Consider the following 15,764-nt stretch of genomic DNA (forward strand, 5'->3'; position numbering starts at 1 on the left):
AAAACAATATGTGATTCTGAAGTTTAACTGAGATACGTATAAAACGGTTCGTAATCTGTATTATATTTCAACTTTACAGTTCAAATCGAGGAATTCTAAAACATAAAATACAAAAGTACCTTATATTATATAAGGTACTTTTGTATTTTTTAAAATGACATAAGATACGTTTACTTGAGTTTTTTAGGTAGTTAGGGTTTGATATACTAACTTAAAATAAAAATGTTGAGTAGTTCATTTTCAGTATACATCAATATATCTGAATTAAAAATGCAATTTTGCATCGAAATATCTGCAGTACCAATTCCATAATAGTCTCAAGTCTATTACAGTGGGAGCATTGTTGTTACTAGTTGGTGGAGTCATTTTCTTAAAACATAAAAATACATAAAAAGAGAAGTAAGGACGAGTTACGTAAAGTTGTATATGATTACACGCAGTGAGAAACAAGAATTAGAAATGTGTATGATGTATTGATGGCTACATGTTATGGGGGGAGGATACTTGTTATTGGAAAAAGTATTTAGTGAAAACATAAATTGAAGTGTTTGTATAAAAAACCTCCCAAAGGAGGCTTTTTATGAAGATAAACGTTTTGAAGCAGTCATCTTTTTAACTTTCATAATAATTTCACGTTCTAACATTTCATTTTTCTTACCAATTCGGCTTCCAATAAAGAAAACATCGATTAAAGCCCAGAAACCAAGCCCTCCAAGAGTCAGTGTCATGGCAATTGCCATACCAAAGTCACGTGCGTAGTAGCGGTGACCACCAAGTCCGCCTAGAAAAAACCAAATTAGGTAAGCAAGTCCTTTTGATTTTTTCTTTTTCTCAAACTCTGAAGTAACAAGAACCATTTGATCCGTTGTTAAGTCCTTTTTCAATAGTAGGTTATCCATTAAAATTCTCCCTTTAAATGTAAGATATAATTATTCCGAATATAAATATATCACAATATTAACTTTAATGTAATAACCCAGAAAAATATTATTGGTAATTCAAAAATTAATGATTAAATACAATTTAAAGAATATGGTCAATCATTTGTGTGAAATAGCTTGTGTATACCATTTGGGATACTATAATTAATTTCCAATTTCATTTCAAGAACAACGGAAACAAAAGAGAAATCGAAACGAAATCATGAAAGAAACTATATTAAAAGCACTACGATTTAAAAATAGAAAAGGCCTCATCAAATAAAGATGACATTGGTGGGTCAGTTTCAAGTTGTATAAAATTTAAAGCGCATTTGTAGAATCATGGAGAAATAAGAGATTGTTTGTTCGGTTCGCATAGCGAATCTGTTATTTAATTAAAACAAGAGATTAAGAAATATATAACATACATAATTATTATAGATGTCAATGGAATTATTGTTGATGCCAATTTAAATGAAAATGTTAGAGAATAAAAAATCGTCAGTTGCTTTTTAAAAGCGCTGACGATTTTTTATATAGTCTCATAGCTAGTCTTAATTATTAAAAGCTAAATAAATTTCTATATGGTGTAAAATTAAAGAAATTAAATAGGAATTTGGGACTATATTTGTTTTAAAGGGATTGAGGTGGATCTAATTTCATTGAATCTATCATAACTTTAATATTTTTCGAATTACCGTTAACAGATAGTTTCACTTTTTCAATTTCCAATGTTTTTGAAAAATCTTCATTTCCTATTGAACCAATTAACTGATCTAATTCATTAGTCCATGTAATGTTAGTAGCTTGAATCATTGCCTTAATCGTAGGTATATCTGCGTAGCCAGTATACATAATTCCATCAATTACTTTTTCGCTTTCTCCTAACATAACACTTACCCATTTCATATCTTGATGTGATTTATCTACTTCTTTAGGGTAATAAAACCTATATGTATTAGATTTTTTTTCTAGTTCAAGATTAAATGGAAGAATTTCAATGCCTTGTGTAGATACAGTACTTTTAATTTTATTATAGTTTTTTAAATATTCTTCTGCTGTCATATGTTTAAGTGCAACTTTTTCTTTTACATCCACTGGTTCTTTTCCGGGTGCTTCTATTTTGTTGAGAGTATCTTTGTTTTCTATATCTGTGCAACCTAAAAGGCTAGCCGCTATCAGAAAGGTTCCGAGTATAAGTATTTTCTTTGGCATAAAAATCGCTCCTTAAGTGATATAGGAAAAAAGCCGAAGGAGTTGATATTCTTAACAATTTCGGCTTTTTTCAAGTTTGGATACTTAAATTTTTTTATAACGAAAAAGAATCATTTATATGATCTAATTGATTTAAGAAAGAACAGTACAATTAGTCCTGAAATAAATAATAAGACCCCATTTATTAATAAGATTAATGGTGGACCATAAATGTCAGCGAAAAATGAGGAAATTGCTAAAGCGACTGGTGATGCAATACTCGTAAGAGAACCTAGTGTTCCAAAAGTCCTTCCCTGTAACTCAGGATCTACCTCAACTTTAATAATCACATTGACTAACAATGTACAAAATGAAAAAAGTATTCCCAAGAGGAGAATTAATGGTACTGCATAAAGAACAGATGGAGCAAAAGATAGCCCTACAAAGATTGGAGCTAGTAAAACCATACTAAGGATTATCCACCAACCCCGTCGATGTAACTTATTATCAAAAAAGATAATAATGCCTGCGCCTAACATATAACCTATTGGAATGCTAGATTCAATTATCCCAAATTCAATCGGATTTGCCTTCCACACTTTTACAGACATTACTTGAATAAGCATTAATGAAGCAGTGAAAAATGTGATTAAAGTAGGCGAGAGTATAATAACAGATTTAGCAAAAGGGTTCTGCCATATATACTTGAATCCTGCAACAAGGTCCTCTTGAAATGAATTTTTGATTCCTGTTTTTTTTGTAGAATTAGGAAACTTTCCACTTAACAACACTAAAATAGCGGATAACATAAAAGTAACTGCGTCAACTGAGATAGCAATGCTACCACCAAATGCTGCAACTACAACTCCTCCTATTGCTAGCCCTGAAATACGAGATACATTATCTGCTACATTTAATACTCCAGTAGCTTGTTGAACCTTGTCTTTTCCTACAATATCAACTAAGGAAGCATGGAATGCAGGAGACTGAAATAATCCCGCACAAGAAGTAAGAGCCGTTAAGATAATAATAAGAATAAAGGGGGTACCGGGTATCGCAATACAAAATGCGATGCTTAGTATTAAAAGACTTCTTATTATATCTGTTATCCACATCAGTTTTCTGCGATCTACCCTATCTGCAACAGTACCTGCAATGGAAGAAAACAACATGCTCATGACCATATGAGTTATGGCAATTGTAGACATTAATTTGGCACTTCCTGTTGCTTGTAGTACCCAAAGGTTTAAAGCAATACTGTGAAATGAATTTCCGAACATTGATAAGGTATAACCTGTAAATACAAAAGTAAATGTACGATTTTTCCATAATGTCTTTTTCGAAGAAACAGCAAGAGCGGAATCTAATTCGACCTGTTGTTGCATAGTATTGTCACCTCACAAATTTAAGTATCTCATTTATAAAAATTTGTTTGCAAACTAATGGTGATGAACTTTAGTAATCGAGTTAGTTAGATGATTAATGAAATGGAATCTAATTGTAAAAGAACTATATTAATATATGATATTGTTATTTTGAGGTAAAAACGGTAGGTATGAAATCGATTTAAGTACATAAATGTTTGAAAAATAAAAAACAATATAAATTAACCATAGAAATCTTAGAATGTAAGTGAATTTAAATTGTTATGAAATTAAATTACTAGAAAATATCTACTAATGGCATTATCAAATTTGTAAAAGTAAATCTTTAATTTATAAAGAAAATTTTAATTAGCATTTAGGAAGGAACATTTTAACTGTACAATAATGTTTTAATTTTTATATAAGATTTTTAAAAATAAAATATTTCTCCAGATTATTTTGAAATTTCTTTACAGCTTCTCCCTAGGTTTTTAATATTTGTAAGAGCGGAAGCTATATTTATATTTTATAGTTTATTTTGGAATATAAGATTGGTATTAGTAGTATAAATAGTATTTTTATTAATAATCTAGTATTTATTTTTAATACTGCTCTCCACATAAAGTTTTACCAAATATTTTCAGGTGAATATTACCAAATAAAAAATGTTTTGTCTATGTATTTTATTGGGGCTATATTTTGTAAGCATAATTCCATGTAAGAATTTTCTATATTTATCCTCCCTATATAATGACATTTTTTCCCTTACTTCGACATAAATCAAATGGTACAGTTTATAGGACAAATATAGAACCCACTTGTAGACATTATTTTGTATGAAAAACTGAGTCGAAACATGAGTTACTAGTTAGGGGGCGAAATATATTTTAACTATTTTTCAAATAGTACTTAAGGGTAGAGTACTAAATGTTTGAAAATAGCTGGTAAATGCTTCTATGGGATGGAGGTTGTCATTTGAAAGAAAAAGATAAGCTTAGGGTGAATAGGAACAACGTTAATTTTTCTAAAGATATAATATATCAAATTGTAACGGACAGATTCCATAATGGGTGCCCATCATATAATCCCAAAGGGGGATTATATGATGAATCTAGGAAAAATAAAAAGAAATACTTTGGTGGAGATTGGATAGGGATTATTGAAAAATTAAATACAAATTATTTTACTGAACTAGGTGTGACGTCATTATGGATATCTCAACCAGTAGAAAATATCTTTACTCCAATAAATGATTTGGTAGGAAGTACTTCATATCATGGCTATTGGGCTCGTGATTTTAAAAGAACAAACCCTTTTTTTGGGACATTTGAAGACTTTCAAACCTTAATAACAACCGCTCATGCAAAAGATATAAAAATTATTATGGATTTTGCACCTAATCACACTTCGCCTGCATTACATGATGATGAGACCTATGCTGAAAATGGTAGATTATATGATAATGGATTATTACTTGGTGGATACGATAATGATTACAATCATTATTTTCATCATAATGGTGGGACGGATTTTGAAGAATATGAAGACGGAGTTTATCGTAATTTATTTGATCTTGCAGATCTAAATCACCAAAATATAGCTATTGATTTGTATTTTAAAGAAGCTATTAAACTATGGCTAGACCAAGGAATAGATGGTATACGAGTTGACGCAGTAAAACACATGTCATATGGCTGGCAAAAAAGTTGGCTAAATTCAATCTATAATTATAGACCAGTATTTATTTTTGGTGAATGGTATATCAATCCGAATGAGTATGACCATAGAAATGTTCATTTTGCAAATAATAGTGGTATGAGTTTATTAGACTTTAGTTTTGCTCATAAAGTACGTGAAGTTTTTCGAGATGGAATGGATTCCATGCATGGGTTACACAAAATGATTGAAGAAACATATCAAATTTATAATGATGTAAATAATCTTGTTACTTTTATTGATAATCATGATATGGACCGTTTTCACATTAATGGACAAAGTAAACGTAGAATAGAACAATCATTAGCATTCTTGTTAACTTCAAGGGGAATACCTTCTGTATACTATGGTACAGAGCAGTATATGGTTGGAAATGGAGATCCGAACAATCGTGGTCAAATGGAATCTTTTGATGTGAATACAGATAACTTTAAGATAATACAATCTTTATCTTCGCTTCGTAGTTTAAATTATGCACTTCCATATGGAAATACCAAAGAAAGATATATAACGGATGATATTTATGTATATGAAAGGTACTTTGGAAGTGATGTGGTATTAATAGCGTTGAATCGAAATTTAACAGAAGGATATGAAATAAAAGGTGTTAAAACAATTCTTCCTTCTAGAAAGTATAAGGACATATTGGATGGCCTTTTAGATGGTGAAGCAATTAGAGTTGAAAATAATAATATAGATTCATTATGGCTTGGACCTGGGTCAGTACATGTTTGGCACCATAAAGGAGTAAATAGTATACCTTTAATAGGAACTGTGGGACATAAGATGACAACAGTTGGTCAAATAATTTGTATTGAAGGATGTGGCTTTACTTCTAAAAAAGGATCAGTATTATTTGAGGAAAAAGAGGCGGAAGTTGTTTCATGGTCACATACTAGTATAAAAGTAAAAGTTCCAGCAGTGAACGATGGTAAATATGAAATTACTGTTGTAACAGATACAGGAACTAGGAGTAATATCTATAAACATGTAGAGGTCTTCAATACAAAGCAAGTTTGTATTCGATTTGTTATTGAAAATGGATATGAAATACCAGAGAGTGAAGTTTTTATAATGGGGAACACATATTCATTAGGAAATATGAATCCTTGCAAGGCAGTAGGGCCATTTTTTAATCAAATAATGTATCAATTTCCTACGGGTTATTTTGATATAAGTGTTCCGGCTGATACCTTGCTTGAATTTAAATTTATTAGAAAGATCAATAACACACTATTGATTGAAGGCGGAGAGAATCATAAGTATCGGACCCCGAGTTTTGGAACTGGAGAAGTTGTTGTAAAGTGGCAAACTGCAGAAAAAACTATCTTGGTGGAGTCTTAACTATATGGGGCTACTTTTTTACAATTGTAATTAAAATCGGGGGATTTCATTCTAGTAGCTAAAACAAAAGCTTATACTGAAAAATTCTCTTAAAAGTTAATAAAGGGTACGATTTTAAAGAAAAAACTAGAAAAGAACTGTATTAATGAAAGTGAAAAATAGAAAATTGGAGGTTACTATGGAACGAGCTTCTAAAGTGATTACGATTGAAAATTTTCATTCTGAAATACTTGAGAATAGTAGGAAACTATTTATATATTTACCACCTGGTTATGCAAGCAATTCGTACCAAAAGTATCCTGTATTATATATGCATGCTGGGCAGCGCTTGTTTGAACCAGTAGTAAAAAATGATGAATCATGGAATGTCCACAAAACGACTGATACGCTAATTTATGAAGGTAAAATTCAAGAGATAATAATAGTAGGTATAGCACATAAAAGAATCATAGAAAATAATGAGTTTTGTCATTTCATTTCACCAGATAATAATATAGAGTGCTCAGGTTTATTATATGAAAAATTTATAATCAATGAGGTGAAACCTTACATTGATGAAAATTTTAGAACATTGACTAATGCTGAAAATACAGCTCTAATAGGGTCATCAGCAGGTGGTTTATCAACTTATAATATTGGTTTCCGCAATCCTGAAGTGTTTGGGAAAATTGGGATGTTATCTCCATTCTTTGTGAAAGTTGAAGATGATCATTCGGAATTAAAATTATATGAAATGTATGAAGGAAAAAAAGACTTGAAAATATGGATGGATATAGGTAGTGCGGAAGGTTTTTTCTTGGTAAAACATGTGAGGGATATTGCAGAAACTTTATTGAAAAATGGTTACAAATATAGAGATGATTTAATTTTTTATCAGGATCCAAATGGTGCACATTTTGAGAAAGACTGGGGAGAACGTATGCATCTACCATTAATATATTTCTTTGGAGATGTTGGTAATATAGTTAATGTTACATTAGATGGTCGAGATGTAGTTGGATTAACTGGAATGAAAGTGAAAATTAATCCAATTGTTACGTACGATAGTGGTTTTGAAATGAGTGTTTTAGATGGTGTATTTTTAGTTGATAACCCAGATGTGTTAGAGGTTATGGGGGATGGAACAATTATACCTAAGAAAATAGGAGAAGCCGAAGTTACCTTTGTGACACAAGGTGTAAAAGGAATACCTAAAAAATATAAGGTAATAGAAACATTATCAGAATTTGTAGATGTTTCTGTAACAGTCGAAGTACCTGAAAATACACCAGTTGGTGAACGAATTTATATGAGTGTAGGCATGATACTAGATAGAATAGAAAAAAATCGTTTTGCAGGGAATTTTAAAGTGCCAAGGGACCTTGCATGCAGGTTTAAGTTTTCAAGAGGCTTTAGGCTCTTTGAAGTGGATAAATTAGGACAACCTATTCCAAATAGAAAATTTAAAGCTACTAAGGACTTACAGTTGAATTATACTGTTGAGAACTGGATAGGGCTGTAAAAAAATAAATATGGGGTGAGTGCTGTAGTGAAAATGAAAGAATTAATTCCAACTTTTGATGTCCCTTATTATTATTCATGCTATATACCAATTCTTCACGATAAATTAAAAAGTATGGGTAGCGTTAGTTACATGAGTTTAATAGCGAATGAAGAGTTATATAGTATACCATCATATCGTATGGATACTATCACATCGATACCTTCTGTAGCAAGATATACACAGTTGTTAGAATATAATCAAACATTTCGTATGGAGAAACATGTATATTCTAATTTCGAAAAGGGGCTTCAATATATAAAAGAATGTTTGAATCGTCAAGAAGTATTTATTGCCTTAGGAAGCACCTTTTTTCTACCATATAGTAATGATTATTTGAACCCCAAATTTATAAAAAGTCATATAGATGTCCATACGGATAAATATGTTACAGACCATTACCTCGCAATTAACAAACTTACAGAAGATAAAGTATTTGTTCAAGATCCAGTTCCTAATAAATTTATGGGTGAGATATCAATGGAGGAGTTCCATTCTTTTTGGAAAGGAGGAAAAGCTATACCTGAATTGGCTCAAGCAAAAGGTATAGAAAGGATTTCACCTTACTCATCAATTGATGTAATTATACAAGAAAAAATAAGCATGGAAAATCTTAGAGATATTTTTTTAAGAACACTAAAAAAAATATCAAGTGAGTATGTTCGAGGTTTAGTTATGCAAAAAAACAATAAGATATATTATTTTGGTAAGATTGCAGCCCTAGAACTTAAAGAAAATATAAATGAAGATTTTCATAAACAAAGAAATATGTTTCCTTTGTATTTGAAATGTTTATTTGATATGAGATGGAGTAGATATTTTTTATATGACTTACTTGTAGACATGAATGAGTTATTTGAAGATAAATTTATTCATCTTACTAGTGAGTTAATGGATATAAAACAATCATGGGAAAGACTGTATAAGATTGCACATATTAAATTATTAAAAAAAGATAGTAACTTAACTGATCTCAAATCTTTTAATTTGATAATGATGGATATTATTAATAGAGAGTGTGTCTTACATGAGAATATTTTATTTCTTCTGCAACATAATTATAGCCTTCAGTCTTGATAGGGAAAAGATAATTGAGAGAAGTAGAGTAAGGCCACTACGTACACTTACGAACCTTATCAGTAGTTGAATAAGTGTATTCAATGTTCATGTTATACAGTACTACAGTTGTTGAAAGGAACTCTTCATAGTAAAAAGATGATTCATAAAAAGGAGTGTATTTACTTGGAAGATACAAATAAAGAAAAAATTATTCAAATCGTATTGTGCTGTGTTGAAGAAGTGAATGAAAATCTTGAAAATGAAATTGATCTTGAAAAAGGAGTGAAAGCACATCTTTATGATTGGGAGGGGTATTTAGATTCGTTAGGATTGGTATCTTTACTGGTAAGTATTGAACAAGGCTTGGAAGACGAATTGGGCTTATCAGTTGATTTGGTTAATTTAGATACAATGTCGCAACATAATAGCCCATTCAAAACAATAGAAACATTAGTTGCGTATATTTTAGAATGCCAGGAACAATTAAAATCACTGACATGACAAAATATTAAAGGAGAAAATTTAAAAGGAGGTTAGGTATGCATATTGATTTTTTATTTGAAAGATTTGAAATGAATAAAGAATGCGAAGCTATTGTTTGGGAGGATAAAACTTACACATATGAGTGGTTTCTAAATCAAATAAAGATTTATACAAGGGAGTTAAATGAACATAGAAAGATGGATTATACAATAGTCTCTTTGGAAGCGGATTATTCTCCATACTCTATAGCAATGTTTTTAGCACTTATTGAATTAGGATGTACCGTAGTACCGATATTAAATTCATTGGTTGACAGTAAGAAGAAAGAATACTATGAAATAGTTGAATTAGAAAATGTAATTAAAGTTGAAAGGGCAAGCTTTGAAATAATCAATATACAAAGGGATTACATTCAAAATGAATTATTATTACAACTGAAAAAGTTAAAACATCCAGGATTAGTATTGTTTTCATCTGGTACAACTGGACGTAGTAAAGCAATTGTACATGATTTTACATTACTTCAAAAGAAGTACAGTGTCGCAAGGAGTGCAAAACGTGTTATACCATTTATGTTATTTGATCACATTGGAGGAGTTAATACTCTATTCCAAATAATTTCCAGCTCAGGGTGTCTGGTAATTATTGATGATCGTACCCCTAATCGAGTATGTAACATGATTGAGAAACATCAAGTACAAGCTCTACCCGCATCACCAACTTTTATAAATCTACTTATACTGAGTGAGGTTTATAAAAAGTATAATTTAAATAGTTTGCAGACCATTTCTTATGGATCAGAAGTTATGCCTGAGGCTACACTAAGTAAAATAAACGAAATATTCCCTCATGTTAAAATTACACAAATGTATGGGTTGTCAGAATATGGAGTTTTATATTCACAATCTAAATCGAATGATTCTTTGTGGATCAAACTAAGCGATAAGAATATTGAGTCAAGAGTAGTGGATGGAATGTTGCAGATCAAATCAATGTCTACAATGATTGGCTATATTAATGCTCCAAGTCCATTTACTCAAGATGGCTGGCTTATGACAGGAGATATGGTGGAAGTAGATGAAGATTATATTAAAATTTTAGGAAGAAAATCAGAGATTATAAATATTGGCGGAGAAAAAGTATTTCCAGCTGAAGTTGAAAATGTAATACAGGTAATGGATGGAGTAGAGGAGGTTGCTGTTGTTGGTGAAAAAAATGCAATCACAGGGCAAATGGTTAAGGCTGTGGTTAAATTAAGTACAAATGAAAGTGTAAGTGAATTTAGAAAGCGATTAAGAGAGTTCTGTAAAGATAAACTACCATTATATAAGATTCCACAGAAAGTGGTATTAACAACTGAGAAAATGCATACAGAGCGTTTTAAAAAAGATAAGAAGGTATTTATGTAACCAAAAGTTGAAGTCCTTTTATACAATAATTTAAAAGTAAATTATAAATCCCTTATATTTTGAAAAAACTTTTTCAAAATATAAGGGATTCTTTTTATTTTTTCGGATCTAAATTGAGTAATTCATATAAATAAGCTTCTTCGCAAAATAAAAATTTACGTGTTAAGGAGAAACTTTATGTTTATAGAGTTCGTTGTTGTTTATTATTACGATTCGATAGGAGTTTATCTAATGATATAGATTGGCTGTTATTTACTACAAAAAATAAAGAAACAGCCAATAATAATAAATCAAATTCATACCCTCCTATAAATCCTTGATCAAATTTCACAGTAATAATAGCTCCGGCTATAAGTAAAGAAAATAAGGTTGAAATAATTCGTGTACCAAGCCCCAGAATAACTAAAATTCCACCCACTAGTTCAAGAATTGCTACTGGATATGCAAGCCAATCGAATATTCCTAGGCTGTTGAAGAAATTTTCCGTATTATGAATGCCATCTTGAAATTTTGTGAGTCCATGAGCAAAAAAAGTTAACCCTAATACTAATCTAATAATGAAAAAACTTAACTCATTTTTGTTTGACAATTGATTTCCCCCATTCAATGATTTTGAAGTACTGTTAGCCATAGATTTTTCCTTTTCCTTATTCTAATGATCTATATATGATATAGAATCAAAAAACAGTATATTTTTTTGCTTGCAACTTTACTACTTGATCACTTTTTGTTTATAGGAATAAGGTTCTATCCCTTTAATATTTATTTCAATATCCTGAATTGCTGTATTGTTAATGGATCCTTCAATTATTCCAAACGTTTTATTTAGGATGTGACCGGCGCTTTTAAACCCAACATAATGTCCACGAACCATACGTGGAAAACATGCACCAAACATGCCTTGTACTGTTATAATTGATTGGAAATGTAGAACCTCAGTAATTAATGTTCCTATCATTGCAATTTTCATTTTACTATTTGGAGGTACTTTAATAGAATGTTCAATTGAAGGAGAGGTATGAATTGATTTTGAATTACTTTCTCCTACAAAAGTTGAAATATTAAATTCATTACCCGATTGAAATTTACCTGCAATAATAAGATCTGATTTTAAAGTTAAACCTGTAATAGATTTCGAACTCCAAGATTGTATATTGACCCATTGTTCTTTTATTGTCACTACAATCTCTTTTTCTTCATTATTAGGATTATATACAAATTGTTCCTTTAGGGTTATTTCATTTATTGAAGGTTCTTCAAGATCTCGAAATATAAAAGGGCCCAGCATTTTATAACAAGCATGGCCATAACGTTCAGTAATAGCAGGCTTATTATGAATTGGAAACGTCTCATTATTTAATGCAATTTCGTCAGGAAGTATTCCATAAAGATCTTTAAACGCATCCATTATGGAGTCTGTAGTTGAATCTAATGAATCTAGATCTGAAAAAGATAATTTTTCTTGTATAATCATACTAATGCTCCTTACCTACTTGTGTATTTTATTCGTTTGATCGTGGTCAAAAGACAATTAAAATATGAAGAAGAGATAAACTAATAGTTTGACAGATAGAATAATTAATAACTTTTGAGAATAAATTCCATTTTATGCTGTGGTATTCCTATCAATTAATACTCATTAGAAATTTATAAAGATTTGATTGAATTTTAGGAAAATAGAGGTTGTTATTGAAAATCTAACTAAGGATAAAGTTATGGAACGCATCAATAAACGGATTATTAAGGATGGAAAATAACGGATAAATAGCAGAGAGATGAATATGAACGGAAGAAAATCTTGTGGCTCACAAAGAATTTAAGAGCTAGAGATATAAATAACAGTACAGATAAGGTTGAAGAAATCTACAAAAAGCTTTATCAATTCTAGCTAAATGATAAAAGCCCTGCAGGGGATGCAGGGCAAGACTAAGGGTATTGAAGAATTGTCGATTCTAAAAGTAAAGGACTTCTTGGAATGTTTTAAGTTTAACACGTAATATATTAAAACGTTATATAAAGATGTTACAGAAATATGAACATAAAAAAACTCTCATAAATATTATGAAAAAGTTGAGAATCTATAGAAGCTATAAGGGATTATATTTGCAATGGTGTCTTTATAGAGTTAATAGGACAGGCTTTTGTTTGTCTTAGTATTCGGGAATCCCGAATACTAAGACAGGTTCCTGGGTATTACGAAGCATGAAAGCATCAAAAAAGCCCGTACAGAAGCACAGGCCGGTTGATACACATATCGGTAACTAAATATTAACAGAAATAGTTAGTAAGTACTATTGAAAAAATAAAAAACTGCTTTCCTCCTAAGACGGTTTGAAGAAAACACATATAATAAAGCACTTATATTATACCAAATGTTTTCTCCTAATTAATATATAGTATATATTAATCATCCAGCAGAGGTGCTTTTTACTTCTTTTATAGAATTTACACATTAAACATATATGTATACGCATTGCATTGTTACTACACGCTCAGGAATAGTAATAAAAAGATGATACCAATAAAACTGTATAAAAACAAAAAGAATCCTAATAGGGGTAATTCTTTATGAAAGTTGAGCATGACAAACCTCCTTGGATATATAGAATATTTTAATATATTGTTGGTCTATTTAAAAAGAAAAACATAACTTGGTACATTGGATTAGAGGATATCTATATGAATAGGTAGAATCTAATTATCTGGTTCACATTTTAAACCAAGGGGTACAAATTCGATGCGACGTGAAAAGGATTTGTTGAAACAATGGAAGGCGGATTTGCAAGCTATCCAAGAAGAGAAAAGGCTGAAGAAGAAGTCTAAGAAAAAGAATAAGAAATATAGCATTTCTGGTAATACAGCTGACTTCATGAATGGAAAGAATACTTTTCGTAAAGAGAATGGGGTATGGAAGCAAAGAAATAAATAATGTGAGGATAAATGATTTTGATTAAATGTATAGGAATTATAGTAGGCGCTGCCTTGATTTTGGCGACGTCTTATTTGTTGTTAAGGAAAGATAACAAAACAAATAAATACAAGGTGAAAGGATATTAACGAAAAAGCCAAATTAGTAGGAAGTAAATTTAAAAAGTCCTGTCTTTTGACAGGACTTTCAAAAAGGGAACAACAGTTAACAATTGAAGGTGCCTTTATATTACCATTACTGGTAATGTAATTCCATGTGTTATGTGTTGAGAAATAATCTTCTATAAGATGAAAAAAAGTAACCAATGAAGTTAAGTAACGAATTGATGTAAAAATGACATTTGGACCTGTAAGTAATGGATATGAAACATATAGTTATAGTCAAGAAAATGAACAGTTCATAAGCTAGAAATTTTAGCTTGCATATAGTATATGTTGTAAAGAAAGGGTGGGGATGAAGTATGGAACGACCGAACTGGGGCATCGGGGGATAGTATTCGTGGGCTGTACATTTCTTGGTGCGGGAGTGGGATCTATGTTTGGGGGCGCCAAAACTGGGTGGATGATAGGGATGGGCGCTGGGTTTCTTGGTATGGCTTTGACGAGAGGGATTGGGAAATAATATAACATGTTCACTTTCTTCGATAAATAAAGCGATAGGCACATAAGAATGTACTTACATAGGATTTCAAAAAGAGACACCAAAGGGCGTCTCTGCATACTTACATTTCCACTTTAATTATTACAATACCCTTTTAACATACCTTTAGAAAAACGATTTGGATATAAAGCAATAAGCATCCCGTAGGGGCTTCCTTTCCAATAGCGTTGTAAGGGTGTCCGTAATTTTTGTTTTATGAGCCATCGTTGATTAAATACGTTTAATAGCTGTTTTTCATCCAGTTTTTCTTTCTCTTCAATGGTCCATCTTAATGCTTCTAGTGCTTTACATTTGGACCAATAGCCAACTGGTGTAACTTTAAATTCCCATTCTTTAAAGCGACCTGGATATAAGTCGTTTATCATTTTAAATGGACTATTTCCCCACATTAATTGACATGGAGACGCTAATCTGTGAGTCTTTAGCCACTTTATACTGTATACATCCAGTATTTGTTCGGGTGTTAATTTTTCTTTTTCTTCAATGGTCCATTTTAATGCTTCTATTGCTTTTTCTTTTGTCCAGAAGTTATTGGGCGTCATGAGAAATTCCCATTCTTTAAAACGACTAGGGTACAAATCGTTAATCATTGCAAACGGACTACTATTCCAGTACATAGCCAGAGGGGCACTAAGTTTGTTTTTCTCCAACCATTTTTTGCCGTATACGCGTAAGAGCTTTTCGTTCGATAAACCTTTTTTTTCTTCAATCATCCATCTCAAAATCGTTAATGCCTTTTCTTTCGTCCAAAAATTTAAAGGAGTCATACCAAACTCCCATTCTTTAAACTCACTTGGGTATAAATCATTTATTGCTTTAAAAGGGCTATTTTCGTATCTATGTTTGAGTAATCCTCGTAATTTATACTTTACAAGTAATTGAGTGTTCCATTTTTTTCTGATGTCTTCCTTATCCCATTTTAAGATACTGTGTAATAAATATGCGATTACTCTGCGGGCGAGTTTATTATCCAAATCTTCTTTCCAAGTATTTGGAGGGAATCGTTTCCTTTTGCCATCCAATATTTCTTGATAAATTTCTTCTATCGTAACTGCTTTCATTGCCAATATATAAATCCTCCTATATTTGTATTTATATTTGTACAATATCACTATCGGAATTATTATATATATATTATATAATTTA

Annotated in this window: 13 protein-coding genes and 1 pseudogene; 8 read left to right on the forward strand and 6 right to left on the reverse strand. The window is 30.9% G+C overall.

Annotated features, from left to right (window positions below; translation table 11 throughout):
- Window positions 1-578 precede the first annotated feature (578 nt).
- A complete protein-coding gene (locus tag QO049_RS24905) occupies window positions 579-899 on the reverse strand; it encodes a TM2 domain-containing protein (protein ID WP_000369371.1) in 321 nt (106 codons plus the stop codon).
- Window positions 900-1,011: 112 nt separating this feature from the next.
- Here QO049_RS24905 and QO049_RS24910 point away from each other — a divergent pair.
- Window positions 1,012-1,271: pseudogene (locus QO049_RS24910) on the forward strand (IS3 family transposase); the annotation flags it as partial.
- A gap of 282 nt (window positions 1,272-1,553) precedes the next feature.
- Here QO049_RS24910 and QO049_RS24915 read toward each other — a convergent pair.
- Both QO049_RS24915 and QO049_RS24920 read right to left on the reverse strand, forming a co-directional pair.
- Window positions 1,554-2,135, reverse strand: a complete 582-nt coding sequence (locus QO049_RS24915; RefSeq protein ID WP_284489570.1) for a hypothetical protein — start codon at window positions 2,133-2,135, stop codon at window positions 1,554-1,556.
- A gap of 110 nt (window positions 2,136-2,245) precedes the next feature.
- On the reverse strand, window positions 2,246-3,499 hold the full coding sequence (locus QO049_RS24920; RefSeq protein WP_001187351.1) for an MFS transporter: 1,254 nt from the start codon (window positions 3,497-3,499) through the stop codon (window positions 2,246-2,248).
- 954 nt (window positions 3,500-4,453) lie between these two features.
- On the opposite strand from QO049_RS24920, the gene QO049_RS24925 reads away from it, so the two are divergent.
- The 5 genes from QO049_RS24925 (at window position 4,454) to QO049_RS24945 (ending at window position 11,029) form a co-directional block, all read left to right on the forward strand.
- Window positions 4,454-6,538 (forward strand): alpha-amylase family glycosyl hydrolase, encoded by a 2,085-nt coding sequence (locus tag QO049_RS24925; RefSeq protein WP_246963606.1) that lies wholly within the window; start codon window positions 4,454-4,456, stop codon window positions 6,536-6,538.
- A 178-nt stretch (window positions 6,539-6,716) separates the two neighbouring features.
- Window positions 6,717-8,039 (forward strand): alpha/beta hydrolase, encoded by a 1,323-nt coding sequence (locus QO049_RS24930; protein ID WP_246963607.1) that lies wholly within the window; start codon window positions 6,717-6,719, stop codon window positions 8,037-8,039.
- 27 nt (window positions 8,040-8,066) lie between these two features.
- Window positions 8,067-9,155 carry a hypothetical protein gene (locus QO049_RS24935; RefSeq protein WP_340689350.1) on the forward strand — a complete coding sequence of 363 codons (1,089 nt, stop codon included), beginning with the start codon at window positions 8,067-8,069 and terminating at the stop codon, window positions 9,153-9,155.
- A gap of 165 nt (window positions 9,156-9,320) precedes the next feature.
- Window positions 9,321-9,638: an acyl carrier protein gene (locus tag QO049_RS24940; protein WP_246963608.1), complete on the forward strand. Its 318-nt coding sequence runs from the start codon at window positions 9,321-9,323 to the stop codon at window positions 9,636-9,638.
- Between the two features lie 38 nt (window positions 9,639-9,676).
- Window positions 9,677-11,029, forward strand: coding sequence for an ANL family adenylate-forming protein (locus QO049_RS24945; RefSeq protein WP_063549991.1), 1,353 nt, complete (start codon window positions 9,677-9,679; stop codon window positions 11,027-11,029).
- Between the two features lie 181 nt (window positions 11,030-11,210).
- Here the strand turns inward: QO049_RS24945 and QO049_RS24950 are convergent, their stop codons facing one another.
- Window positions 11,211-11,618: a DoxX family protein gene (locus QO049_RS24950; RefSeq protein ID WP_242315477.1), complete on the reverse strand. Its 408-nt coding sequence runs from the start codon at window positions 11,616-11,618 to the stop codon at window positions 11,211-11,213.
- A 123-nt stretch (window positions 11,619-11,741) separates the two neighbouring features.
- Window positions 11,742-12,503 carry a hydralysin-2 gene (locus QO049_RS24955; RefSeq protein WP_097861875.1) on the reverse strand — a complete coding sequence of 254 codons (762 nt, stop codon included), beginning with the start codon at window positions 12,501-12,503 and terminating at the stop codon, window positions 11,742-11,744.
- A 1,263-nt stretch (window positions 12,504-13,766) separates the two neighbouring features.
- Between QO049_RS24955 and QO049_RS24960 the strand changes: the two genes are divergently transcribed.
- Window positions 13,767-13,958, forward strand: a complete 192-nt coding sequence (locus tag QO049_RS24960) for a hypothetical protein (RefSeq protein WP_246963609.1) — start codon at window positions 13,767-13,769, stop codon at window positions 13,956-13,958.
- 498 nt (window positions 13,959-14,456) lie between these two features.
- Entirely contained in the window at window positions 14,457-14,579 is a 123-nt protein-coding gene (locus QO049_RS24965; RefSeq protein ID WP_255285204.1) for a hypothetical protein, read from the forward strand.
- A 113-nt stretch (window positions 14,580-14,692) separates the two neighbouring features.
- On the opposite strand, the gene QO049_RS24970 is transcribed toward QO049_RS24965, so the two are convergent.
- Window positions 14,693-15,685, reverse strand: a complete 993-nt coding sequence (locus tag QO049_RS24970; protein ID WP_284489571.1) for a DUF4046 domain-containing protein — start codon at window positions 15,683-15,685, stop codon at window positions 14,693-14,695.
- Between the last annotated feature and the right edge of the window lie 79 nt (window positions 15,686-15,764).

It is taken from the genome of Bacillus sp. RB3, from assembly GCF_030164735.1.
GTDB classification, from domain to species: domain Bacteria; phylum Bacillota; class Bacilli; order Bacillales; family Bacillaceae_G; genus Bacillus_A; species Bacillus_A cereus.

Bases quoted from the DNA above. Each gene is read 5' to 3' on its own strand.
- QO049_RS24905 (WP_000369371.1), bottom strand. From the start codon at position 899: ATGGATAACCTACTATTGAAAAAGGACTTAACAACGGATCAAATGGTT.
- QO049_RS24915 (WP_284489570.1), bottom strand. From the start codon at position 2,135: ATGCCAAAGAAAATACTTATACTCGGAACCTTTCTGATAGCGGCTAGC.
- QO049_RS24920 (WP_001187351.1), bottom strand. From the start codon at position 3,499: ATGCAACAACAGGTCGAATTAGATTCCGCTCTTGCTGTTTCTTCGAAA.
- QO049_RS24930 (WP_246963607.1), top strand. From the start codon at position 6,717: ATGGAACGAGCTTCTAAAGTGATTACGATTGAAAATTTTCATTCTGAA.
- QO049_RS24945 (WP_063549991.1), top strand. From the start codon at position 9,677: ATGCATATTGATTTTTTATTTGAAAGATTTGAAATGAATAAAGAATGC.
- QO049_RS24955 (WP_097861875.1), bottom strand. From the start codon at position 12,503: ATGATTATACAAGAAAAATTATCTTTTTCAGATCTAGATTCATTAGAT.
- QO049_RS24960 (WP_246963609.1), top strand. From the start codon at position 13,767: ATGCGACGTGAAAAGGATTTGTTGAAACAATGGAAGGCGGATTTGCAA.